At 44.4% G+C, this 20,167-nt stretch carries 28 protein-coding genes; 4 read left to right on the top strand and 24 right to left on the bottom strand.

What is annotated here, in order from left to right; translation table 11 throughout:
- Nucleotides 1–5: 5 nt before the first annotated feature.
- The 5 genes from FB479_RS29285 to FB479_RS29270 form a co-directional block, all read right to left on the bottom strand.
- The gene (locus FB479_RS29285; RefSeq protein WP_142067552.1) at nt 6–437 is read right to left on the bottom strand and encodes a hypothetical protein; all 432 of its coding nucleotides are present in this window, start codon (nt 435–437) and stop codon (nt 6–8) included.
- Nucleotides 430–978, bottom strand: a complete 549-nt coding sequence (locus tag FB479_RS29280; RefSeq protein ID WP_142067551.1) for an XRE family transcriptional regulator — start codon at nt 976–978, stop codon at nt 430–432. Before FB479_RS29280 ends, FB479_RS29285 begins: the two co-directional genes overlap by 8 nt.
- Nucleotides 979–1,104: 126 nt before the next feature.
- The gene (locus FB479_RS30690; protein WP_185746440.1) at nt 1,105–1,242 is read right to left on the bottom strand and encodes a hypothetical protein; all 138 of its coding nucleotides are present in this window, start codon (nt 1,240–1,242) and stop codon (nt 1,105–1,107) included.
- Nucleotides 1,243–1,263: 21 nt separating this feature from the next.
- A complete protein-coding gene (locus FB479_RS29275) occupies nt 1,264–1,497 on the bottom strand; it encodes a helix-turn-helix domain-containing protein (RefSeq protein ID WP_185746439.1) in 234 nt (77 codons plus the stop codon).
- A 14-nt stretch (nt 1,498–1,511) separates the two neighbouring features.
- The gene (locus FB479_RS29270) at nt 1,512–1,775 is read right to left on the bottom strand and encodes a hypothetical protein (protein ID WP_142067549.1); all 264 of its coding nucleotides are present in this window, start codon (nt 1,773–1,775) and stop codon (nt 1,512–1,514) included.
- A gap of 152 nt (nt 1,776–1,927) precedes the next feature.
- Between FB479_RS29270 and FB479_RS29265 the strand changes: the two genes are divergently transcribed.
- From FB479_RS29265 to FB479_RS29250, 4 genes are all read left to right on the top strand, one after another.
- Complete coding sequence (locus tag FB479_RS29265; protein ID WP_185746438.1) at nt 1,928–2,320, top strand: helix-turn-helix domain-containing protein; 393 nt, start codon at nt 1,928–1,930, stop codon at nt 2,318–2,320.
- 100 nt (nt 2,321–2,420) lie between these two features.
- Nucleotides 2,421–3,050, top strand: coding sequence for an ImmA/IrrE family metallo-endopeptidase (locus FB479_RS29260; RefSeq protein ID WP_142067547.1), 630 nt, complete (start codon nt 2,421–2,423; stop codon nt 3,048–3,050).
- The gene (locus tag FB479_RS29255) at nt 3,047–3,400 is read left to right on the top strand and encodes a hypothetical protein (protein WP_142067546.1); all 354 of its coding nucleotides are present in this window, start codon (nt 3,047–3,049) and stop codon (nt 3,398–3,400) included. Before FB479_RS29260 ends, FB479_RS29255 begins: the two co-directional genes overlap by 4 nt.
- A gap of 16 nt (nt 3,401–3,416) precedes the next feature.
- Entirely contained in the window at nt 3,417–4,574 is a 1,158-nt protein-coding gene (locus tag FB479_RS29250; RefSeq protein ID WP_185746437.1) for a site-specific integrase, read from the top strand.
- Between the two features lie 139 nt (nt 4,575–4,713).
- Here FB479_RS29250 and FB479_RS30685 read toward each other — a convergent pair whose 3' ends face one another.
- The 19 genes from FB479_RS30685 to cpaB form a co-directional block, all read right to left on the bottom strand.
- Entirely contained in the window at nt 4,714–4,860 is a 147-nt protein-coding gene (locus FB479_RS30685; protein ID WP_007725181.1) for a hypothetical protein, read from the bottom strand.
- A gap of 13 nt (nt 4,861–4,873) precedes the next feature.
- Nucleotides 4,874–5,713 carry a hypothetical protein gene (locus tag FB479_RS29245; protein ID WP_142067544.1) on the bottom strand — a complete coding sequence of 280 codons (840 nt, stop codon included), beginning with the start codon at nt 5,711–5,713 and terminating at the stop codon, nt 4,874–4,876.
- Nucleotides 5,713–6,417, bottom strand: a complete 705-nt coding sequence (locus FB479_RS29240) for a hypothetical protein (protein WP_232030207.1) — start codon at nt 6,415–6,417, stop codon at nt 5,713–5,715. Before FB479_RS29240 ends, FB479_RS29245 begins: the two co-directional genes overlap by 1 nt.
- Before the next feature lie 191 nt (nt 6,418–6,608).
- Nucleotides 6,609–7,961 carry an ATPase, T2SS/T4P/T4SS family gene (locus FB479_RS29235; protein ID WP_142067543.1) on the bottom strand — a complete coding sequence of 451 codons (1,353 nt, stop codon included), beginning with the start codon at nt 7,959–7,961 and terminating at the stop codon, nt 6,609–6,611.
- Complete coding sequence (locus FB479_RS29230) at nt 7,961–9,079, bottom strand: hypothetical protein (RefSeq protein ID WP_106656110.1); 1,119 nt, start codon at nt 9,077–9,079, stop codon at nt 7,961–7,963. Before FB479_RS29230 ends, FB479_RS29235 begins: the two co-directional genes overlap by 1 nt.
- Nucleotides 9,076–9,864: an SAF domain-containing protein gene (locus tag FB479_RS29225; protein WP_142067542.1), complete on the bottom strand. Its 789-nt coding sequence runs from the start codon at nt 9,862–9,864 to the stop codon at nt 9,076–9,078. Before FB479_RS29225 ends, FB479_RS29230 begins: the two co-directional genes overlap by 4 nt.
- Complete coding sequence (locus FB479_RS29220) at nt 9,861–10,739, bottom strand: CpaE/TadZ family protein (RefSeq protein ID WP_142067541.1); 879 nt, start codon at nt 10,737–10,739, stop codon at nt 9,861–9,863. The genes FB479_RS29225 and FB479_RS29220 overlap by 4 nt, the downstream gene beginning before the upstream one ends.
- A 2-nt stretch (nt 10,740–10,741) precedes the next feature.
- Nucleotides 10,742–11,506 (bottom strand): hypothetical protein, encoded by a 765-nt coding sequence (locus FB479_RS29215; protein WP_047074825.1) that lies wholly within the window; start codon nt 11,504–11,506, stop codon nt 10,742–10,744.
- A gap of 148 nt (nt 11,507–11,654) precedes the next feature.
- A complete protein-coding gene (locus tag FB479_RS29210; RefSeq protein WP_106840856.1) occupies nt 11,655–11,933 on the bottom strand; it encodes a hypothetical protein in 279 nt (92 codons plus the stop codon).
- A gap of 108 nt (nt 11,934–12,041) precedes the next feature.
- Nucleotides 12,042–12,659: a DUF4046 domain-containing protein gene (locus FB479_RS29205; protein WP_106656114.1), complete on the bottom strand. Its 618-nt coding sequence runs from the start codon at nt 12,657–12,659 to the stop codon at nt 12,042–12,044.
- 97 nt (nt 12,660–12,756) lie between these two features.
- Nucleotides 12,757–13,266, bottom strand: coding sequence for a hypothetical protein (locus FB479_RS29200; RefSeq protein ID WP_106656115.1), 510 nt, complete (start codon nt 13,264–13,266; stop codon nt 12,757–12,759).
- Nucleotides 13,263–13,694 (bottom strand): TadE/TadG family type IV pilus assembly protein, encoded by a 432-nt coding sequence (locus tag FB479_RS29195; RefSeq protein WP_142067540.1) that lies wholly within the window; start codon nt 13,692–13,694, stop codon nt 13,263–13,265. The genes FB479_RS29200 and FB479_RS29195 overlap by 4 nt, the downstream gene beginning before the upstream one ends.
- Nucleotides 13,691–14,188: an A24 family peptidase gene (locus FB479_RS29190; protein WP_106656117.1), complete on the bottom strand. Its 498-nt coding sequence runs from the start codon at nt 14,186–14,188 to the stop codon at nt 13,691–13,693. The genes FB479_RS29195 and FB479_RS29190 overlap by 4 nt, the downstream gene beginning before the upstream one ends.
- Nucleotides 14,185–14,361 carry a hypothetical protein gene (locus FB479_RS29185; protein ID WP_012683911.1) on the bottom strand — a complete coding sequence of 59 codons (177 nt, stop codon included), beginning with the start codon at nt 14,359–14,361 and terminating at the stop codon, nt 14,185–14,187. The genes FB479_RS29190 and FB479_RS29185 overlap by 4 nt, the downstream gene beginning before the upstream one ends.
- Before the next feature lie 84 nt (nt 14,362–14,445).
- Nucleotides 14,446–15,360 carry a type II secretion system F family protein gene (locus FB479_RS29180; protein ID WP_142067539.1) on the bottom strand — a complete coding sequence of 305 codons (915 nt, stop codon included), beginning with the start codon at nt 15,358–15,360 and terminating at the stop codon, nt 14,446–14,448.
- Nucleotides 15,361–15,371: 11 nt separating this feature from the next.
- A complete protein-coding gene (locus FB479_RS29175) occupies nt 15,372–16,268 on the bottom strand; it encodes a type II secretion system F family protein (protein WP_142067538.1) in 897 nt (298 codons plus the stop codon).
- A gap of 11 nt (nt 16,269–16,279) precedes the next feature.
- A complete protein-coding gene (locus tag FB479_RS29170) occupies nt 16,280–17,767 on the bottom strand; it encodes a TadA family conjugal transfer-associated ATPase (protein ID WP_142067537.1) in 1,488 nt (495 codons plus the stop codon).
- Nucleotides 17,768–17,778: 11 nt separating this feature from the next.
- Nucleotides 17,779–19,182 (bottom strand): CpaE/TadZ family protein, encoded by a 1,404-nt coding sequence (locus FB479_RS29165; RefSeq protein ID WP_142067536.1) that lies wholly within the window; start codon nt 19,180–19,182, stop codon nt 17,779–17,781.
- Nucleotides 19,179–19,907 carry a Flp pilus assembly protein CpaB gene (cpaB, locus tag FB479_RS29160; RefSeq protein WP_142067535.1) on the bottom strand — a complete coding sequence of 243 codons (729 nt, stop codon included), beginning with the start codon at nt 19,905–19,907 and terminating at the stop codon, nt 19,179–19,181. The genes FB479_RS29165 and cpaB overlap by 4 nt, the downstream gene beginning before the upstream one ends.
- Between the last annotated feature and the right edge of the window lie 260 nt (nt 19,908–20,167).

Raw genomic sequence — 20,167 nt, 5'->3', positions numbered from 1 at the left:
TTTTTCTAAGCCGTCCGTTCGCCGCGGGCGGTTTTTTCTATTCTCAGATAGGCAGCAACTTCGCTTGCTTTCAGGAGAACCGCAATCCGTTTGCCCTTCACCGTTTTATAAGGAGCTTTGAAAAATCGTCTTTCTCGTATTGCCTTAACCTCTCGAATCCGATCAGCTAGCCATAGCGCCTGTGATGCCTTATTGTCAGCCAGCCCTCTACGCTCTTCGACAACTCTTTCCAACGCTCCAGCAGCTAGCTCAAGTTGTTCCTCATCCAAATAGCCCGGTTTTCCGCAATACATTTCGATAAGCGTATTTGCCGTGAGAATAATCCGTTTCACTTGGTACCCCTTATCGCTCTTCTGAATCCGTATCTTTTCTTGCACTAAAGCTCCGATCACCATGAATAACTGCTCTCGATCAAATACCATGTACCGATCATTCATTACCCCCTGCCCCCTTCACCATTTTTAGAAAGCCTTTACCCATAAGCTTCGTTTTGTGCTTCGTCCACTGTGTTATCCAGCCCAATTTTGACTCTTTCGTAATCACTGCCGCCATATGCGTCGTGGATGTAACCACATCCAATGTCTCTTGGATCAGGTGTTCAATTTGATGTTTCTCTGATGTACTCCATGTGGTCGGCGGCTTTACAAGGATGGGTTGGGCTCGCCTTATGGCTAGTAGCAACTCCTCGACTTCCTCTACCGTTTTGGCAACAACTGTATGCCTGTTGAGCTCCACATTGTCGCCGTCCAAAATGACCGGGCTTGTACCTGATGTGGATTCGTAAGCAGCAGCCATAGCTAGAAACGGATTGTTTGTCACTTGCACAGCCCTTGCCTTAACATCGGGAGGCGTTGTAGTTCTCCCCGTTGTGTAAGAAGAAACTGCCTCCCGGCTTACATTCGCTTCAAAGCTGAAAGCCAACTGTGTCATGCCAGCCTCTTGAAGTGACTGGCCTAACCGTCTACCAAAGTCGCTCATTTGTTCGCACCATCCTTACCATTGCTATTCGATTTTCGATGTACAATTAACTCATGCTCACTTTCCACATTCCCCCTTGGATGCTCACCATAGGGGGGTTCTTTTTCTCAGTGCAGATCGCATTTTTTAGCTCCTTACCAAGAGGTACTCAATGTTGAAACCGCTATTCAAAATGTTGATCAATACCCAGCCATCATCCAGCTTTTGATTCGCTTCTTGTTCGCTGGCAGTACGACAGATTTTCTTGATCTCTGTGAAGTCCATGGGATACCTCCTTTTGTATTACTAAGCTGTCAGCTTGACGCCATACTCTTGCTCAATCCAGTTGATTAATCCGTTTTTCGGAACCCGGAGCATAGGGCGCTTGTCTGTTCCAATATTCATCACCGGAAATCCGGTCCGACGTGCCAACTCGTAAGCATACTTGCGATCAACTCGTAATATTTGGGATACCTCGTCCATTTTGAGCAATGGCGGAAAAGATTCGAGGTTGATTTGATCCGGCGTATTTTTTACCAAGGCATTCATTCCTTTCATGCTGTATTTTTGTTTCGTCCACGAAGAACTTTCTGCAAAAAAAAGTACTTTTCAAAGGGCCCACCAAATGCGTTAATGACGCCAGCTATAAATGTTGGTCCAGGAGAATTGTGTCTATGATCTTCAACCGGAAGCTTGGCACGCCAGATTTGGGTAACTGATACACCGATCATAGCTGCAAGTTGAGTATCATTTACGCGCAGTTTTTCTTGTTCTTTTTCGAGTGCTTTTACGTTTAGACGAACTGTTACTTTTTTCATTGTTTCACCACCTTGTTCTTCGTCCTCGTAACACCAATATAAACTAACCTCTTCGTTGACGCAATACTTTTTAGAAAAAATTCTTCGTTAACGTAACGCAATTATTATTACGTACACGTAATGGGTGTGATAAAATGTCCTTGGTGATATATATGGACAAAGCTAAAGAGCTTGGTATCTTCATAGCAAAAGCTCGTGAAAAAAGTGGATACAGAAGTCAGAGGCAGTTGAGTATAGATTCAGGTATATCAACTGCAACGTTATCACGTATTGAATCTGGCGCCCAAATGCCTACCCCTGAAACCTTAAATACCTTGTCCAAATATCTGAAAGCAACTTCATATGAAGAGCTATTAGAAAGAGCTGGGATACTGCATGAGGATAACCATACCCCCCCTTCCTTCAAGAAGGGCGATCCTGGAGACGAACTTACAACCATCATGTATCACAAGTGGGATCAATTGGATGAGAGAAGAAGGAAACAAGCTCTTAAGCTCATAGAGATTCTTGAACAAGAAGCTGACGAGGAAAACAAAAAGAACTAACAATGGACTCGAATACCTACTATAAAACACTAGGCCCCCTATCGGCCTTTTCTTTTCACCACAAACACGAACGTATATTCTCATTTCTAGGGGGTCTCCCATGCTGCAATGGAACTATTACCAACCAACTGAACTAGAAAAACGAATCACAGTCCTCTATCGTTCCATAGGAATTGAAACAGTAGATGACCTACAGGAAGATTTAATCGCTGCAAGGTTGGGAATAAAACTCCGGTATGAAGACGCTCCTTCTTTCTCTTTTGAAAAGGGTAATTTTCGTTGCATTGTGATCGATAAAAACCTGTCGAGAGACGATAAGCGTAAGCATTTTTTCCATGAACTTGGGCACCTATTTCGGGGGCATTCGGGGGATCAAGCCAATTTTCCGGATCTGTTCAAAGACCTATTGGAAGAACAGGCAGAACAATTTGCTAAGTATGCTATGATGCCACACTACATGATTCAATCCCTACCTATGCCAGAATACGAAAGATATTACGTTTACATGATAGCTTCCGAATTTAATGTCTCTCTTGAGCTCGCAAAAGAGCGATGGGAGCAAATAAAGCGGCGAATTAGTGCTGGCAGATGGGAAGAGGAATGTATATATCGAGAGCGTAATCGATACAGGAAGGCAAGTCCTGACAACTGGTGTGATGATGCTAAAGAGGTATTTAGAATTGCGATTGAACGAAAAATGCAAAAAGGACAAGGAGTAATTATTCGATGAAGATTCGTGTATTTCATGACTACCACGATGATAAACTTTTGCCGCAGAAGTACATGATCAGCTTTCGAAAGGGGGAGCTGCCTTGGGATAGAGAAAAGGTATTTGTTGCTGTAAGTGCCCCATTTGAACCGCTTGGGAACGAAGATTTCTTTCCGGATACTTTGGCAATCACGGTGACTCTTGGAGACATGATCCTTAGTATTGATAAGCCTGGTAAGTTTGGTATTCTCCTCTCTCCTCTAAAACAACGCGCTATTGACGGTGGTGTTGATTACTGGGATATAGAGCATCTGATTATTCAAGTGGCAGACTTGGAGGAATTACTCCAAATGAATGTATTCATTGCATGATGTAAGGAGGATGTTTATGAAAGGACATGTTAGGAAACGCGGGGATAAATGGTGCTTTGTTGTGGAGCTTCCTAGAGACGAAGTAACTGGAAAGCGTCGGCAAAAGTGGTTTTCGGGATTCAATACCAAGAAAGAAGCTCAACAGGCGATGATAGAAAAATTACGCGAGATACAAACGGGTCTTCTCGTGGACACAACTGACATGACAGTGACGGAGTACATGCATTATTGGTTAGAAAACTATGCCAAAACCTCTACACGTCACACAACTTACAGAATCTATGTACAAAGGGCAAATCGTTATATCATACCCTCTATTGGACGTTTAAAGTTAAAAGACCTCAAGACGATGCACCTTCAAAAGATGTATGCCGATCTACTGAAAAATGGCGCAACGTATCGCACTGGAGGTATTTCTCCTATGTCGGTTCGACACATTCATGGCATGGTGCATAGAGCCTTACAAAATGCTGTCCGTTGGCAGATTATCCCTCGCAATGTAGCACAAATGGTTGAGCTGCCTCGGGTCGAAAAGAAAGAAACGCTAGTGTTAACCAAAGAGCAAGTTCAGCAGCTTGTAACAGCAGCCAATGGCGAAGAACTATACATCCTAATTCTACTCGCTGTGACAACAGGAATGCGCTACGCCGAAATAGTTGGACTGTCTTGGAAAGATATTGACCTTGATAAACAGACGATCCATGTCCGCCAGCAACTGGTGAGAACCAAAGGCGAATATCGACTCACCGAGCCAAAAACAAAAAGCAGTGAGCGAATCATTTCTCTGTCAGAAAGCTTGGTTACTCCCTTACGCCGCCATAAAGCAGAACAAGCGCAGAAAAAACTATTAATTGGTCCATCGTATAATATCGATGGTTTAGTATGCTGCCGTCCTGAGGATGGGCAACCATACTCTTCTACTCCTGTTCGAAGGAAATTGCGTAGAATATTAGAGAAAGCTGGTTTACCAGATATCAGAATCCATGATTTGCGGCATACCGTGGCGACTCTGTTATTAGAACAAGGTGTTCATCCCAAAGTAGTCTCTGAACTACTTGGTCATGCCAATATCGGAATCACTCTTGATCGATATAGCCATGTTTCTATGACCATGCAAAAAGAGGCAGTTGACTCATTAGAATCTGTCATTTTTAACTCGAAAAATGCACTTTAGTCAACGAAAGGTTTGCAAAATGTTTGCAACCCGTCCAAATATCATGGGAAAAACATTGATATTACATTGTTTTTCATGACCTAATACAAAATAAAGAACATTTTCGACATCTCGAATTTCCCCTTTTCTCATACGTGATTTAAGGTATGGCTTTGTCGATCCATCCAACTGCTCGATCTCTCAGCCCGTCCTCTCTCACTACCGATGTGTTTATTTCGGACAAGCTAGAAACGATTATTCCTAAAGAGAAAACGATGCACATGATGATAGATAAAAGCTTGGTCATGAGTTGCTCCTCCTCAGGTCAAATATTTATCCAGAATTTCTGTAAGCAGCTTATACCAAGGGAACATCGCTACCAATAAACCCATGTAAAATGCCGGGTAGACAATAACCGTGTAGCCGATCCCCAAAGATTTTATCTTTTTCCGATGACGAAACATTCTTCGATGATCGACAGCCCACTCCATTCGTTGCATAGTTGCACTTACTTGTCCTTCGCTCAGCGTTTCAATTGTACGCATACTTGATACGAGAATGATTCCGTCGTCGACACCGATTTTGCGTTTAAAGCTCTCCAGTGCCTCATTAGAGTCTCTGTTCCACTCAGATAAAGTAGGGATATACTCCTTTAGCTTTCTAGTCGGTCTAGCTGCCTTGACCATGGCATTGTAAATGGGCACCTGATTTTCCAGAAGGGTTACATAGCGATTGATAAATCTGGCGATATCTGTACTCAGCATATCCTCTCTGTGATTTGCCCACATCTTTAAGCCCATGTACGGCAGCATATAACTCCCTGCAGATACCAGACACATCGACAGAAGGGGGAATGATTCCATTCGACTTACGACGACCCACATAAGAATCAGGATGCAAACGGTACTTCCAGACAACAATTGCAGAAACACCCACTCCGGTTTTCCCCATCCAAAAGGCCTTCCTGCTCGTGATAGTAACTGCTCCCATTTGTCGTCTTCGTCAGGCTTTAGTGCCTGCTCCCACTTTCCCCACCACACTCCGGAAACAAACAGCTTTGGCTTTTGCTTGTGAAACAAATACTTCCCGATCATAAACGTTGCACTGAAAACAAATAGAGCGCCTAATCCAAGGTAGGTATACATGATGAGCATTGGCATTAGCGATATCTCCTTCCCCAAATAAATGCCAACAGGATCGAAAAAGTCCACACAGTCGCCGCAATCGCTAATATGGCTTGTCCATCTGGCGTGTAGAAATAGAGACGGTAAGAATCTTGAAGCAACCCTTGATTGTAGGGGATCAGGCAAACGCAAATCGCTATAACAATAAGCAAGCTGATCCAAATGGAGTATATTTCACTATCACGCTCATGCTTTTCGTCTTGTTGTACAAACATCTCATTCGTTAACCGATTTAGAGGTGATTGAATATCTTCTGTTTCCCCTTCCAAACCGCTGGAAATATAGGTTGCAAAATCAAAAGCCCACGGGTGGTCTAGTCTCTGCGCAAATTGTTCCACTGCTGCAACCGAGTTTCCCCCATCCGAAAGGCTATTGTTAAGCAGAAGGAGGTCAGGCAATAACTCTTTAGGGCATTCTTCTATCATTTCGCGAAAGGTAAGGACAATGTTTTTGCGACTGTTATAATAACGGGCAAACAACTCTACGAAACGACAGAATGAGCTGATTTTTTTATTCATTTGTACGGTATAGCGTGCGTATAGAATCAGTGTTGGCAGCAAGAGGAATAAGAGAAAAAGCGACAAGGATACAATCATATTTCCTAGCAAAATACCCGAGATGAACCCCGCTATTCCGCCAATCATGGATAGCAATAAGTACCCTTCTGGTGTACCTCCCACGGTTTGACACCAACGATCAAAGTGTTCATACATCATGCGCCGGGTAGAATGCCTTAAAAATTTCTCTCGCCATGCCTCAACTGTACGTGGGAACAATACGCGTGGACTTCTCCATCCCTTGTACAGGTGTAAGCCGAGAAACAGAAAGCCAGAGAAGAGACATAGAAACACCGGAAAAAGAAATGTGTAAATCATAGCTGCCTGCCTATATCGGTAAGACGTAGCTCTTTCAGCACTTCAATGTCGGCTTTGCCGACGTAACACATGTATTCAACTAAATGTGGGCTCAATTGATTCCCTGTCCATTCATAAGCTCCCGTCTGCATGTTGCGACCTACGAGGGGAATAGATTCGACTCGGTTAAAAGATGAATTCCACTCCGTCGTATGAATGGCATCAATAAAACGGTGACCGCTGTTACGGTATGTAAGCGAATTGACAAAATTGACTGCCCTGCTAATTCGCTCCTGGGTCAGCTCGATACTCCTCCCTCCATATTGATAAACAAGATCCGTCAAATCATGTAAAGCTCTATGAGCAAAACGTTCGTGCATCGCTCCGATTGTAGCGTCCGTCCCTCTGATTCCTGCATTTATAAAATGGTACGCTTCTATAGGCTCACGAATTTCTCCAATCAAAATCGTATTTGCGGTTGATCGGTACATGTCTTTGAAGCAATGCTCCAATTCAATGCCGATTTCCTCCACGTTTTGGAGTTCAATCACTTCCCCTGGCCAAATATCACCAAATCGCATCTCGTGTTCACTTTCAAAGATCGTGATATATTCTGTCCGAGGGTCCTTTAGTTTCAGCATACACATCATCAATGTTGTTTTACCGGCAGCCATCGGTCCAATAACCAGCACATTGCTGCGCCCATACACTTGCTGTTCCATTAGCCATTGAATTCTTTCGTCGAAAGCTGGCTGTTGCTGTGTGCGGAGTTGGTCGAGAGAAAAAGCAGGCGTTGTAAATCTTCTAACCAGAATGGTCGGTACTCTGGAATAAGGGAAAGTGAACATGGTCAGTCTGGCTTTTAGTGAATGTAAGTATCCGCTCAATCTAGGTTTTTTCTCGTTAAAAGATAGACCCGCTGTATTGGTCAGCTTTTGTTGAAGAGTTTCAACCTCTTTCCAGCTTGGTGTGTAAGAGAGAAATTTTTTGACCCCTTGCTCCAAGTAGGCAATGTTGCGGTTTGCAGAAATTCGCACTTCCTCTACCCACGGAGACAAATGGAGGACGGCATCGAGTATGCCCCACCCGTATGTAGAAAAGGTGAGACCTTCGTAACCGTTAACATGCGGCAAAATTTGTTCGGTTACTGGTCGTTGGAGGACTTCCTCAAAATAATGCTGCAAGCGAAGAATAATATGATTGTGACTATCACGGTCTCCCTGTTCTGCCAAAGCGAGAATTCGTTGCATCTCTAGCTTCTCTTCTCGAGTTTTGCCAAAATGATTTAAATAATCTCTCGCTGCTTGTTTAATGTCCTCAATGGTTTGGATGTCCAATCCAGCCGGGTGTTCTCGCTCTATCCCTCTCATCAGCAAAACACCGCACTTTTATCCAAATATTGTGCCTTAGCAATTTCCTTCAAACTGCTGATGTACGATTTGGGAGGAAAAAACTCTTCGATTAATACACTGCAGCTCTGATGAGATTGCATGAGCCTGCTCTCAGAAATACGTGGTACTACGCCGTAGACCGAAACATCCTCCCCGATTCGAAAGGGTTGCCCAGGATCTAAATGACTGAGCAGAACCTCGCATTTCACTCCTCTTTCTCTCCATTTATGCAGCCACTCTCTGGCACTATCGATACTAAAGGGATCAGCTCTCACGAATAAAAGATTGCGGTCAACAGTATGAAGCAATCGCTGTAGAGTCTCAGACTCAGGGAAGCAGTAACCCCAGTCGACGTATACATAGTCAAATTGCATGCGAAACACATTAATTAGATTGCTTAATTCTGGGCTTTTCCATTTGCTGGCAGCATGTGCGTAATACAGATTAGGCAAGTGCGCGCTCTGTTTGCAGACATTGCTCCAGTTACGCTTGGCAGTTGTTTGTAAATCGATAAAGTCGGGACGAAATAAAGATAATTGATGTTGTTGAAGTTTGAAGAAACGTGTTAGATCCGGCTTAGCGTCATTCATATCAAGTACGACAATTCGCTTTTCAGGATGCTGCCTCGCTAATATGACGGGATAATTAATACAAAAGGTAGTAATGCCAGAAGCTCCGTAGCTCAATAAAGCGTAAACGAGCCCCTTTTCTTTTGACGGTCCGATATCTGTACACTCTTGCACGAAGCCTAGAATCAGGCCGATTTGATGGCGTATTTCTTCTTGTGATAAATGGGCCGATAACAGGTATACATGCTCTAACCCAGACTCCTCCGCTACCTTCTCAATCATCTTCTCATCCCGATAGAGAGGGACAATAATTAACGGTGAGTTTGGCGGGAGTTGTGCTTTCAGGGCCGGAAGCCATTCCCAAACGGGAGAGTTGAACATTTCGGAAAAGATTATGGCAGCTTCTGGAATATAAAGCTGCACAAGCCGTGAAAACTCCTCCGTCGACTCTGCTACTAGCACATCACTGTAGACAGGCATATACGTCTTGGCGAGTGACTTCATCGGATAACAAACTAAAATTTTCATGACGCTTGCTCCTTTGAACCCATGATATGACCTACCTGAAGCATCCCATATGACATTGCCTCGCTTACTATCACATACTCCTCATCTGTCAAATTAAAGCCGATAAAAGCAGGTAGTGCTGTTGGCTGAACCCGGTAGTCACGATATCTTTTTTCGCCATTCTGCAACGGCTTTTCTCGTGCTCCATGAAAGATGGAATCCATCTGATCAGGCGATGGCAACAAGCTCGGCTTTAATGTATAGATCTCGATACCGTTACTGTCCCTCACGCTTGCAAGCTGACTTTCAAATAACAAATCTGCCGTATCATTGGTTTTTCGGAAATGGAGTGGTGCAGGATAGTCTTGCAGCTCCGAGAGACTCTTGTATTTGACCCAGATTTTCACATGATCGCCTTTGCGTAATTCCGTTAAAGGATGAATCGATAGTAGGGGGAACTCGTAGCGTGCCTCCCCTTTTCCCGGTAAAAGCTGCGAATCTGTCAGCTTTTCCACTAATAATTGCTCGCCTTCGTATATAGTCTGCGTGCTCCTTTTCCCCAGAACGGCATCCAAATCGCCCGCTGAACCTGGAAGAATTTCATCCACCTCTTCCTGTACAAGTATCACGTCATCTTGTGTGATCGGCTCGAAGGCTGATATTTCTTTCCCTGCAGCTACCTTTACAACTGGAGCAAACAGTTTTTCTGCAGCCATCGCATCAATATATTGAGTTGCTGCATAAAAGGACGAACCTGCTAACAGAAACGATATTAAGCAAATGACAAGCAATGTTTGCTTTTTCATAACATCCTTCCTTTATAAGCATGAATCAATGACTGAAACTCAATCTCTTCCTCCGGGAAAAGCTCTAATAGTAGATTGGCTTTGGCGCTTGCCATTGCTGCTTTCTCTCCATCTATCAACGGAATCATGTCAGTTACCTGTGTAGCTCCAGGCTGATGATCCCATAGGGAGAGCGTTCCTTCTACTTTTTTCATGATGCTTGCCCGAGACAATTGGCTATTCCACTTGTTTGCTATCATTTTTATTTTTCTTCTTTCTGTCTTCCACCAAGCAGGGGCTGGATCCACCAGGAACAAACGTGTAAGTCTAGCCAGATCTGCATCAAATACTACCCATATTTCGTCGGCATGCTCAAAAATTTGTTTGGAGTGGATATCATTCCAGTAGGAAGAAACATCAATGACAACAATGGGACTATCCTTACAAATCCGTAGTAACCAGTTGGCTGTATCTGTTTGAGAAGATTCGTGCTGAAGTTGTGCTGGGGATTCTATCTGGATGCGAAGATGGTTATTTTGCATAAGGAGCGATGGTGTAGGAGAATCTCTTACTTGTTGTCGAGCTCTACGTTCAAAATCAAGTGCAAAATAATAATAGGAAGTCACTCTTGGTAACTCGCAAAGGGTGACAGGAATGCCTTTTCCTGACCATGCATACGCTAGGTTACTTGCAAGAAAACTAGCTCCAGCCTGTGCGTACAAACTCAAAACGGCAATACATTTGTGTTGATACGACTGCTGTTGCTCAACTATTTGTGGCAAAGCAAGCTTTTCTTTCAGTGCTCTCCATTGCCGCTCTTCCTCAATAGACTGTGAAAACTCCTGCTGCTCCAAATCACGGAACTTGGAGACAAAGCGGCTCATTTGGTGAAACATGATTATCCCACCTGGGAATCATTTGATTTATTTTTACTGGCAATGTATTTCTCAAATTTCTCAACCATCTCTCGAACTGTGAGAGACTTGCGATGATAATAGTATATCTTGCGTAGCCGCTCCCGTTCCTGAGCTGTCATTTCTGGTCTCACTTTCATGGCTAGCTCGATTAACAGCGCGAGTTCGACGTTGTTAGGTCTTCCTCTTCTCGGTGGATTGGCAAATAGCTCCTGCTGCTTTTTATTAAATGCGTTTGGGTACTCTACCAGCCACATGTCTACCAACGTTTCAATATCTTCATGTGTACGTACTCCGAGCTTCATCAAGTATTTAAAATATGTGGGGATGGGACGTTCACGTATCTGCCCATTTTGCCATCGGGCGAGGAATCCATTTGGCATAGTCAGAAGCTTGGTTACGTCTCGGATGAGTGCTATCCGATTTGGCGATTGGTATTGAACGACTGCTTCCTTCACTAGCGTAAACAAAATGTCATGATAATTGACGCCTTTATACCCGCTTCCATACTCTGTGATGTACCATTCCTCAACTGCGCGATCAAAATCTCTCCGGCAATTCGATAACTGAAGCTGATTCAGATGCTCATAAAACTCTTCCAGATCATACTGAACCATAAACTCTTCCTGGTAATCGCCAAAAACAAAAGCAATAAAGGATTCCTTAAACTCTTCCAATGACAACAATGTCAGCTTGTTTGTCTCCTCATAGCAGCGGTTGACTAATTCGATTGCACTCTTTGCCAACACGTCAAAATACCCCCATTTTCCTTTTTATAGAGCGATAGATATTCTCCCACAGCATTCTCGACTCGTCGAATCGTATTTAGCCTGATAAACCAGGCATTTCGCTTTATGGGTCGCCTCACACGCACCCGTGCAAGGCGATTAAGAGAACCTACTCAGTTACAAAGTAAAGTTCTTCTCCGGTCGCGAAAAGAAGAGCGATCCTTCCCCCGCGCTCCATGACGGTTGGAGCATTCTCCATTACAATTAGCCCGTCATTGAGTACTACTCTGTCTCCAAATCGATGTACGGATTCGATCTGGAACGCTCCCTGCGGAACTCTTTCCACTGAAAGATACCTGCCAGGTTTGTGCTTCTGGTAGCGTACTTTTCGCCCTAGAAGCTGCTCCACGGATGCAGAGCATTTCTGGTGAGCCTCTACTGTTGCCATACGCAACGCCTCCTTCTCTCACCTGTAGAGTACGGCCGTTTCATCTGCTTATAAGCCTATGAAACTATCTCTACCGTAAAAAAAGACAGCAGGGTTGTGCAAATATTTTTATAACTCTTCCCAATAAGCGGGATCACTAAGTTCGGGATACATTTCGGTGACCATATCAAATGGTGAAAAGTAGAGTGTATCGACGAGAATCTTGAGTTTATATGTTTTCAGGAGCGTATACGCCCTCTCTGTTTTACTGAAGATACTCGGCAATTGACGCAAATCTGCCAGCTTTAGTAGATGCTTGCACATATAATCGACGCATATTTTTGCCCGTTCCTCACCCTTTATGCTCTGAAAATAACCTGGGGGAAAATGGCGTCTTATGCCCGAAAGCACTTCTTGGTAAACCCATAGCACTCGTTGTTCTTCTGAAAGCCTTGGTAAATACGGATAAGCAAATTCGACGAAATAGTACACATCCTCAGCTTTTGCCTCGATAGGCGGCTCAATAAATTCTCTCACCAAATGCAGCTTCAGTTCTTTGACATCTTGCAAGCTCAATTCACGTCGCGCCTGCTCTGGTGTCCATCTTTTTACATTTTCAATCGCATATCTAACAACTAATTGGACTTTTTGCTTTCGGTACTGCACATCTTCGAACTCATACGGGGAAAAACGCTTTTGCTCTCCGTTAAGAATTCGTTTGTACCGATCGACTATTTTTGAGGGCACTGTCATCTCACTCCTATCCCCATTTCTGGAATATACTACTAAATTACCACGCGGGATTAGGACAAAAATAACAGTACCTTTGTTCAAAATTGTGACTTTATTCATAGACACCAGACTGGGAGACTCTGTTCATTTTTACGAAAAGCTCATCCCAAAATACAGGTATATTCTTTTCAACCTTTACTTCTAAATGATAGATTCCTTGCAAGTACAAATAGGGCCGTTCACCTTTTTGGTGAATAACAGAGACCTCATCACTTGTCCCCTCCAGATTCGGCCTGTTTAATCTCCATAGAATTCCCGCTTCTTCTCGTGCCCCGCGAATGATATCCGCATCACGCTGTTCAGCTTCTTCTGTTGTCGCAAACAATCTGATTTGCTTATCACCGTTTGAATCCTCGTACTCCCATTTTCCAGCCGCACGCGCTCCTTTAGTAATCAGATCTGCTGTATGTTGCATCTTCATTTTTAGATAATCTGTCTGCTCCAAAAATAACAGGATAGAGAGCAGACTGCCCAAGCAGAAGAGAAAGAAGAGCACAGTAATCATGGTTGCCCCGCGCTCTTCTTTCACTCGAAACAAAAAATGGTGCAACAGATCATTCATTGCTTCTCCTCCGCATTTTCAACCATCATGTGATAGCTTTCGGTTATCTCGTATAATTCCCCAGTAGCGAGAAGCCGAAATGAAACTGTTGCTTCAGCTCTTACATGACTGCCTTTTCTCCAGCCGTTCCCATCTAGCTCCAGCTGCACATCTTTGTGAAGGACTCCGATACCTTGTGCTAATTCCGAAGTGCCTCGCTGTTTCGCATGGAATTTGGCCAAACCGAAATTGGGCTGTACTGCAGCAATTCTCCCTGCCTCATATGCAGCCGCCAATGCCTTTTGCTTGTTGTACATCATGCTGAATTGGTCAAAGGAGAATACGATCAAGATCCAAACTAAAGGAAACACCAAAATAAACTCAATTATTTGGCTGCCTCGCTCATCTTTCGCCCTCGCACGTATCACTCGTCCCATGCGTGTGATCATCCGCTTGCTCCGATGACATCTCGTAAGGATTGGAACACAAAAGCACCCAGCAAATATACCGCGTAGGGGAATGAAAAGGCTGATCTTTCCCTTTGTGGAAGCCATACTTGTCGATGAGCCGACCATCCGGCTGCTATAATTTGAAGATTGTTGCGTAGGCGAGCCCAATTTTGCGGATAGAACACCATGACAATCAGGCACAAAACGATGGAATGCAAAAACAAAGAATACACCACACTCCAGCTCGTCCAAGCACCAACAGCCATCAGTAACTTTTGATCCCCCATCCCCATCCCTTTTAAGAATACGGGACCAACTGTCAACAAAAAGGCTCCTGCCACTCCTAACAATGCTCCAGCTAATACTTCACCTTCCCACTGATACCATAGGCCGACAGCAATCGCTGGAAAAACAAGAGTATTCGGTATTTTCCTTCGTCTCCAATCCATCCATGCTGCCATTCCTAAGAAGCCCAGTAAGACTAGGTTTGTCATTTGCTTATTTTTTCTTGCAGTTCCTTCAGCTTCTCGTCTTCAGCAGTGCCTAGTTGTGTCAGTGTCGGAATAAGCACAATCAAGATGACGGCAATGATAATGACCATTTCCACGATCGTGACACCGTCCTCCTCATACCAAAAACGCTTGACGTAATCTGCGATGGTTCCCATTCCATTCACTCCTCATTGAGATTTTGGTTCTATTTTCACTCTGCCAAAAGACAGTGCCTCTCGCAAAAATATTTGCTTATTTTTCTACAAGCTTTCTCCGATGCCAATGAATGCAGGACCCATCACCAAGAACAACAACGGCAGACCCATTAACAAAATGACAAAAGGCAATAACCTGATATTTAACCGATTCATATGGGTAGCAGCTTCGTCTTCTTGTTGTCTCACTTGCTCCTCTACTTGGACAGACAACATTTGTGATATGCTAACCCCTTTTTTCATCGCCTCGTTCATCTCCAGCGCGATGGTAGTCAACGAATCTACCTCCCACCGAAAGGCCAGCTCTTCAAGTGCCTTTCTCCAGTTCCCATGCTTCTTTTCTCCCATTTCTAGGCTCGCGAGCTCTCTGCCAAGTCTGGCATCAAAACGTCTCGCAGTCTGCTTAACAGCCTGCTGCAACGGCATGCCTGCTTCCACCAATGACTGCACAATACTAAAAAAGATAGGGACCTGCTCTCGAATTTCAGCTTTTGCTCGCTTGTCCGCCCAATCTAGCAGCATGTTCGGCAACAAGTACAAAAATAAGCTAAACGTTAACGGGAGACCATTTACCATACCGATTTTTTCACCGTTAACCATGCTCATTGTCAATGAAGCTAGAGATGAAGCAATGAAACACATACTGATGAGCCGGAACAAGACAATCTCTGTCAGACTTATATCGATCCCCAGACGCGCCAATGTTTCCTCTATTTTTTTCTTATCGACACCCGTCCATTTGTAGAAATGCTGTAGCAGTACCTGGTTATTCTCCAAGCTTCGAACCAGTGTCCACCTTTTTCGTCCTTGTTGAAACGATTGCTCAAGCTTGGCTTGTTTCTCGGAATCAATCCTGCCCAAAAGTGTGGCGGAGATCGGTTCTCCCTTACTCACACAAGACGGCAAGCCGTACAAAAATATAGCAACACTCACCAATATGCTCATAACGAGAACGAACATTGCATCCTCTCCTATACTCCTCTGCTTATGCTTTTATGTGCAACATAACGAATTGCTTCTCCCCCAATCAAAATAGAAGCCAAGCTTCCCAAAATAAGCAACCGTCCCCCCATTGTGGCCGTTAGTGGATCGAAATGATTCGGATTGTTCACGTACAACGCAATGACAAAAACAAACGGCATGACACTTAACAGATTCACTTGTGCAATGATCTGGGCCATAGCTGCTTTTTGTCTACGGAGTGACTGTCTGCGCCGCAATATCGAGGAGGCAGCCAAATCGAGCGTTTTGGCCATATCTCCCCCCATTTCACGTTGAATGTGAACAATTGTCGCTAAATATTTGACATCTGCTGATCCAGTACGTTCAAAGAAACGATTCATTACGTGTTCTAACGGGACCTGAGCCCGCAATAGATCTACAATACGCCTGTATTCCTCTAATACGATTTCTGATAAAAATGGACTAGCTGCTACCTGTTCAAACGCATGCAAATACGATGGAGAAGTACGTAAAGAACTGGCCATGAGACGAATCGCTTTTACATTGCCTGCTTCGAAATCGTCCTTTCGACGAGCTCCCCATACACTCACCAACCGTTCGGTAAACATAATCCCTGCCAGCAACGCAGGCAATGCCATCCACCAAGACTGCAAAATCTGACTACTCACGCCAAACGACACGATACCCAATAAAAAAGAGAGGGTCACATACTGGTTTACCCCCCACCCTGAACGTGATTTCGCCAACCTCTCCTCAAACTGCTTCCAAATGGTTTTTCTGTCCTGTTGCAGCACTTCTACGATTTCGTGCTTCCCCGTCGGTTCTCGCATATACAATTTGTTGGGCAAGATCAATAACAGGATGGCCATCCCCATCCCTATTGCAACAGGTAAGCTAATGTCCATGCTTTCCCCTCCTATAGCGGAATTGGTGTGGTGAAAAAGACTTGCTCAATCTCCTCACGCGACAGCCCTTTCTCCAGCCATCGCTTGATAAGTCGCTCTGGGCGATAGCCTGTCCATTTGAAGTGACCCTTTACTCTCCCATTCTCCACCCCTGTTGCTTCGTACACGTAAATATCCTGCAAATACACCCGATCAGGTAGAACCTGTTTAATGTTGCAAGCTCGCTTTATCCATTCTTCATGCGATTGACCCGTCCCCACTACCTCCGTTATCGCTACCACCTTGCGACTGCCATCCTCTTCAAAACGTTTTACTTGAACAATCAGATCCAGTGCTGAACCGATCATTAAATTGCGCTCTTCAGCACTATACCCTTCATCTGCTTTTCCAAATAAAATGGGCAATGTTGAATCAACCAAAGCACGCGGTGAGTTTGCATGCGCTGTGCTCCAGCTACCAGGGTGGTCCGTATTCATCGCCCAAAGCATATCTACGATTTCGCCACCTCGTGTCTCACCGACCATAATGACATCCGGCCTTTTTCTTAAGGACAAACGAACACAATCCTTGATCGAAAACCCACCTTTCCCCTCATAATTTGCAGGTTTCGCTAAAAATCTGCGCACAAAAGGATGCTGAAGCTTCATCTCCAAAACATCCTCGATCGTAATAATGCTTAAATGATCAGGGACATACTGGGAGATGAGATTTAGCATGTGTGTTTTGCCTGACCCTGTTCCTCCACTGACAATGCCAGATGCACGAGATAAACGGACGGCTCTGTTTAAAAAAAGAAGCATCGGCTCGCAAATGGAACCATACCGCAAGTAGTCGGACTCGCTGAGTAGCTCTCGGTGTTTTCTGATCGTGAGCATATGACCATCTGGAGAAATAGAGCGATGCGTAGCAGCAACCCGGGAACCGTCTGGAAGCTGTGTATGCAACTCTGCTTTTGTTTCATTAAACTCACGCCCCATTGTCGCTGCAATCTGTTCCAATAGGCGCAGCAGCTCTTCCTCATCGCGAAAAACAGCAATGTCCGGCGATTCAAGACGACCAGTACTTTTCCTTTCAATGACGAGATAGTTAAAGCGATGAAAAAGAAGCTCGGTGATGTCGTTATCCTCTAATAAAGCGTCTAATGGACCCCAACCCGTCAAAGAATGCAACAGTCGTTTTACTTCTGCTTCCATTTGTATCGATGTCAGGGTGGTTTGCGACTCCAACAGCATCCGAATATCTGTCGTCAGCTCATCTAAAAAGAGTGAGGAATGCTTTTCCTCCCATAATCGCTTTCCGTATTTCTCAACAATCTGGGTACGAATTGATGTTTCTCGATCTGCCCCAATCCATTTTTCATTCGTCCGCTCGTGGTCGGGGGCTTGCATTTTTTCGTGAAGTGTTGACGGAACTCCCGCCATTCCCCTCCCCGCTGATCGTAATTCTTGCGAACTGCGGACTTGATTAGAAATGCCTAGTAACTGTTTTTTATCGAACATGATACCCTCCCTTATCCCCATAACCACTTGAAGAGAGATGTTTTCTCTTTTTGCTTCTCTTTTCCAACAGCCTTCATTTGCTCTCCATCTACGGGAACCAGTGCTTTTCCTAATGTCTCAATGGCTTCCTTGGCCGGAATTCTCCCTGACTGGAGCATGACTGGCGTTCCTGTATTAATCGATTTTTTTACTTCCACATCGTCAGGTATGGAGAAGATTTTTTTGCTAGGGTGAAGCTGGAAATAGGCACGAATTTCATCTAAGGTAAACATTTCTTTCCGCTGCAAACGATTCATGCAAATTTGAATGCGTTCTTCAGGGTACTCTGCTTCTCTCAACAGTTTCAGCAATCGTTGAATATTTTCAATGGAGTCTACCACCGGATTTCCCACCATCACGACATGTTCTGCAAAAAACAGAGCTTGAATCGTTGCATCTGTTGTATCAGGAGCCGTATCGATAAGAATGACGTCGTAGTTGCTTTGTTTTAACGTTTCGAGAATCAGATATAAATGGTAGTCACGGATTTCAAAGCTTTGCCGAATATCACGGGGGGAGGTAAGTACATGCAATCCCGTATCAGGATGAGAAACCACATATTTCTCGATTTGCTGCGGAGATAACGGCAAGGCTTGTGCGTATTCCTGCCATTCCTCACTGCTAATGGAATACGGATCTTTTCCTTGACTCTGAATAAACGAATGCAACTGAGCATCAAGATCCTTTACCCACGTAAAAAGATTTGGGGTACGAGGGAGATTTAAGGTAGTCGCAAATGTACCGAGATCAAGATTGAAGTCAACAGCAATTACCCGCAATGGGAGACCTTCGTTTTTTTGCATAGAAAAGAAAATAGCGAGCTCGCGAGAAATAAATGTTTTTCCGACGCCACCTTTTGGACCGTAAACAGTAATAAGCTGTTTGGAACGAGTCATTTCAGGAACTAGTCTATCTGTGATCGTCTCGGAGAATGAAGGTGGCTGGCTCGGATAGTCCTTGATTTGTTCCTGGATTACATACTGGTGTTGTTGTGGTGCAGCTTCTGCTACCATGCCTTGAGGCTGTATCATCATGGCTAACGCTTCGATTTGCCCTGGTTCAATTGGCTTGGCAATAACCCATAAGCCCAAGTTCCGGAAAAAAGGCTCCCAAATCAGTTCATTGCTTGAGCAAGCAGCAATAAATGAAAGATGAGGAAAGGCTAAGCGAAATTGCTGACACAACACCCCTCTTTCCGTTCCCTTTATACGACCCAGCAACACCAAATGGGGTTGGTTCGCCTGTAGTTTTGCCCATGCCTCTTCCACTCCAAGTGCTTCCCCGCACACTTCTACCCATCTGCTGTTTATAAGTTGAGCCGTTAACAAACGAACTGAATCTCGATCATCATCTACTATGAGCAAACGCCTTTTCACTCATGCTCCTCCTTTTGAATACCCCAGCGTGTTTTCGTCTTCATTAGCTCTGAAGCAAATTTTGCGTCTCCTATTCCCGGATTTCCCCCATCCTTCACTGCCGCCAAGCCCAATCTGATTTTTCCGTAATGAAGTGCGTGTGTTAGCAGAACAGCCTCATCACGTGTCAAGGAGAGAGTTACAGCAACCAGATTGGGATGATCACCTTCCATTTCGCGTTGAATTCCAATAATCGGCATGTTTTGCAATAGGAGTCCAGAGTGTGCTCCTGTCTCATCTTCAAAGGAAGCATACACATGCACCCTTTCTCCGCTTGATACATGCGGCGAAACTCCTGCAACATTGTCTACGGGAATGCTCATACCTGTCATTTTTTCTGATATCCCTCCGCTGCCTTGTGCCTTGCTTTTTTGCTCCAAATCACTTTGCAATAACGGTCGGCCTCCCTTCACTTGACGGGTGAATGCTAAACCGACAAGGCTCTGCCCTTCTTCCCATGGGATCAAACCTGGAATTGGGGCAATGGGTTTTTGAAAGATCCCTCCCAGTCTCAGTGTCAATGGCTCCATATCCCTCGCTTCAAGTAATTGGCCACTTTCTTTTTCCACATTTGCTCGCAATTGTATATAGGTCACTTGATGCGGCTTCAAAATGATGTAGGTCGCTACACCTATACATGTAGCGAAAAGCAATATTGCCAATAGTCGTAGCGGATGTATAGACATTCTCCCCCTCCTCTCCATTGTTTCTAGCGTAGGGGAGAATTGAGGGACAAAAAAAGAAAACAAAAAAACCGTGCTGAACGACTGCACGGTTACACCTAATACACAACAAAAAAAGCTGCATTCTCCATTACTTTTTACAAGTAATCGGGAATACAGCTTTACGTCTTATTCCTTCAAAACTGAATACGCATGATTGCTAAGTGTGTGGATAAGTCCTCGACCGATTAGTATTCGTCAGCTCCACGCGTTACCGCGCTTCC

Origin of the sequence: Brevibacillus sp. AG162 (assembly GCF_006715575.1) — a bacterium.
Taxonomy (GTDB): Bacteria; Bacillota; Bacilli; order Brevibacillales; family Brevibacillaceae; genus Brevibacillus; species Brevibacillus brevis.
Note: the sequence above shows the minus strand (reverse complement) of the source record. Positions and strands in the feature narration are given on the sequence as shown.

Coding starts and splice junctions, on each gene's coding strand:
- FB479_RS29255 (WP_142067546.1), top strand. CDS start 3,047: ATGAAGATTCGTGTATTTCATGACTACCACGATGATAAACTTTTGCCG.
- FB479_RS29285 (WP_142067552.1), bottom strand. CDS start 437: ATGAATGATCGGTACATGGTATTTGATCGAGAGCAGTTATTCATGGTG.
- FB479_RS29200 (WP_106656115.1), bottom strand. CDS start 13,266: ATGAATGATCTGTTGCACCATTTTTTGTTTCGAGTGAAAGAAGAGCGC.
- FB479_RS29245 (WP_142067544.1), bottom strand. CDS start 5,713: ATGCCAATGCTCATCATGTATACCTACCTTGGATTAGGCGCTCTATTT.
- FB479_RS29195 (WP_142067540.1), bottom strand. CDS start 13,694: ATGATCACACGCATGGGACGAGTGATACGTGCGAGGGCGAAAGATGAG.
- FB479_RS29185 (WP_012683911.1), bottom strand. CDS start 14,361: ATGGGAACCATCGCAGATTACGTCAAGCGTTTTTGGTATGAGGAGGAC.
- FB479_RS29180 (WP_142067539.1), bottom strand. CDS start 15,360: ATGTTCGTTCTCGTTATGAGCATATTGGTGAGTGTTGCTATATTTTTG.
- FB479_RS30690 (WP_185746440.1), bottom strand. CDS start 1,242: ATGGACTTCACAGAGATCAAGAAAATCTGTCGTACTGCCAGCGAACAA.
- FB479_RS29260 (WP_142067547.1), top strand. CDS start 2,421: ATGCTGCAATGGAACTATTACCAACCAACTGAACTAGAAAAACGAATC.
- FB479_RS29210 (WP_106840856.1), bottom strand. CDS start 11,933: ATGGCAACAGTAGAGGCTCACCAGAAATGCTCTGCATCCGTGGAGCAG.
- FB479_RS30685 (WP_007725181.1), bottom strand. CDS start 4,860: ATGACCAAGCTTTTATCTATCATCATGTGCATCGTTTTCTCTTTAGGA.
- FB479_RS29190 (WP_106656117.1), bottom strand. CDS start 14,188: ATGACAAACCTAGTCTTACTGGGCTTCTTAGGAATGGCAGCATGGATG.
- cpaB (WP_142067535.1), bottom strand. CDS start 19,907: ATGTCTATACATCCGCTACGACTATTGGCAATATTGCTTTTCGCTACA.
- FB479_RS29230 (WP_106656110.1), bottom strand. CDS start 9,079: ATGAAAATTTTAGTTTGTTATCCGATGAAGTCACTCGCCAAGACGTAT.
- FB479_RS29280 (WP_142067551.1), bottom strand. CDS start 978: ATGAGCGACTTTGGTAGACGGTTAGGCCAGTCACTTCAAGAGGCTGGC.
- FB479_RS29235 (WP_142067543.1), bottom strand. CDS start 7,961: ATGAGAGGGATAGAGCGAGAACACCCGGCTGGATTGGACATCCAAACC.
- FB479_RS29170 (WP_142067537.1), bottom strand. CDS start 17,767: ATGTTCGATAAAAAACAGTTACTAGGCATTTCTAATCAAGTCCGCAGT.
- FB479_RS29265 (WP_185746438.1), top strand. CDS start 1,928: ATGGACAAAGCTAAAGAGCTTGGTATCTTCATAGCAAAAGCTCGTGAA.
- FB479_RS29250 (WP_185746437.1), top strand. CDS start 3,417: ATGAAAGGACATGTTAGGAAACGCGGGGATAAATGGTGCTTTGTTGTG.
- FB479_RS29270 (WP_142067549.1), bottom strand. CDS start 1,775: ATGAAAAAAGTAACAGTTCGTCTAAACGTAAAAGCACTCGAAAAAGAA.
- FB479_RS29225 (WP_142067542.1), bottom strand. CDS start 9,864: ATGAAAAAGCAAACATTGCTTGTCATTTGCTTAATATCGTTTCTGTTA.
- FB479_RS29175 (WP_142067538.1), bottom strand. CDS start 16,268: ATGGACATTAGCTTACCTGTTGCAATAGGGATGGGGATGGCCATCCTG.
- FB479_RS29220 (WP_142067541.1), bottom strand. CDS start 10,739: ATGTTTCACCAAATGAGCCGCTTTGTCTCCAAGTTCCGTGATTTGGAG.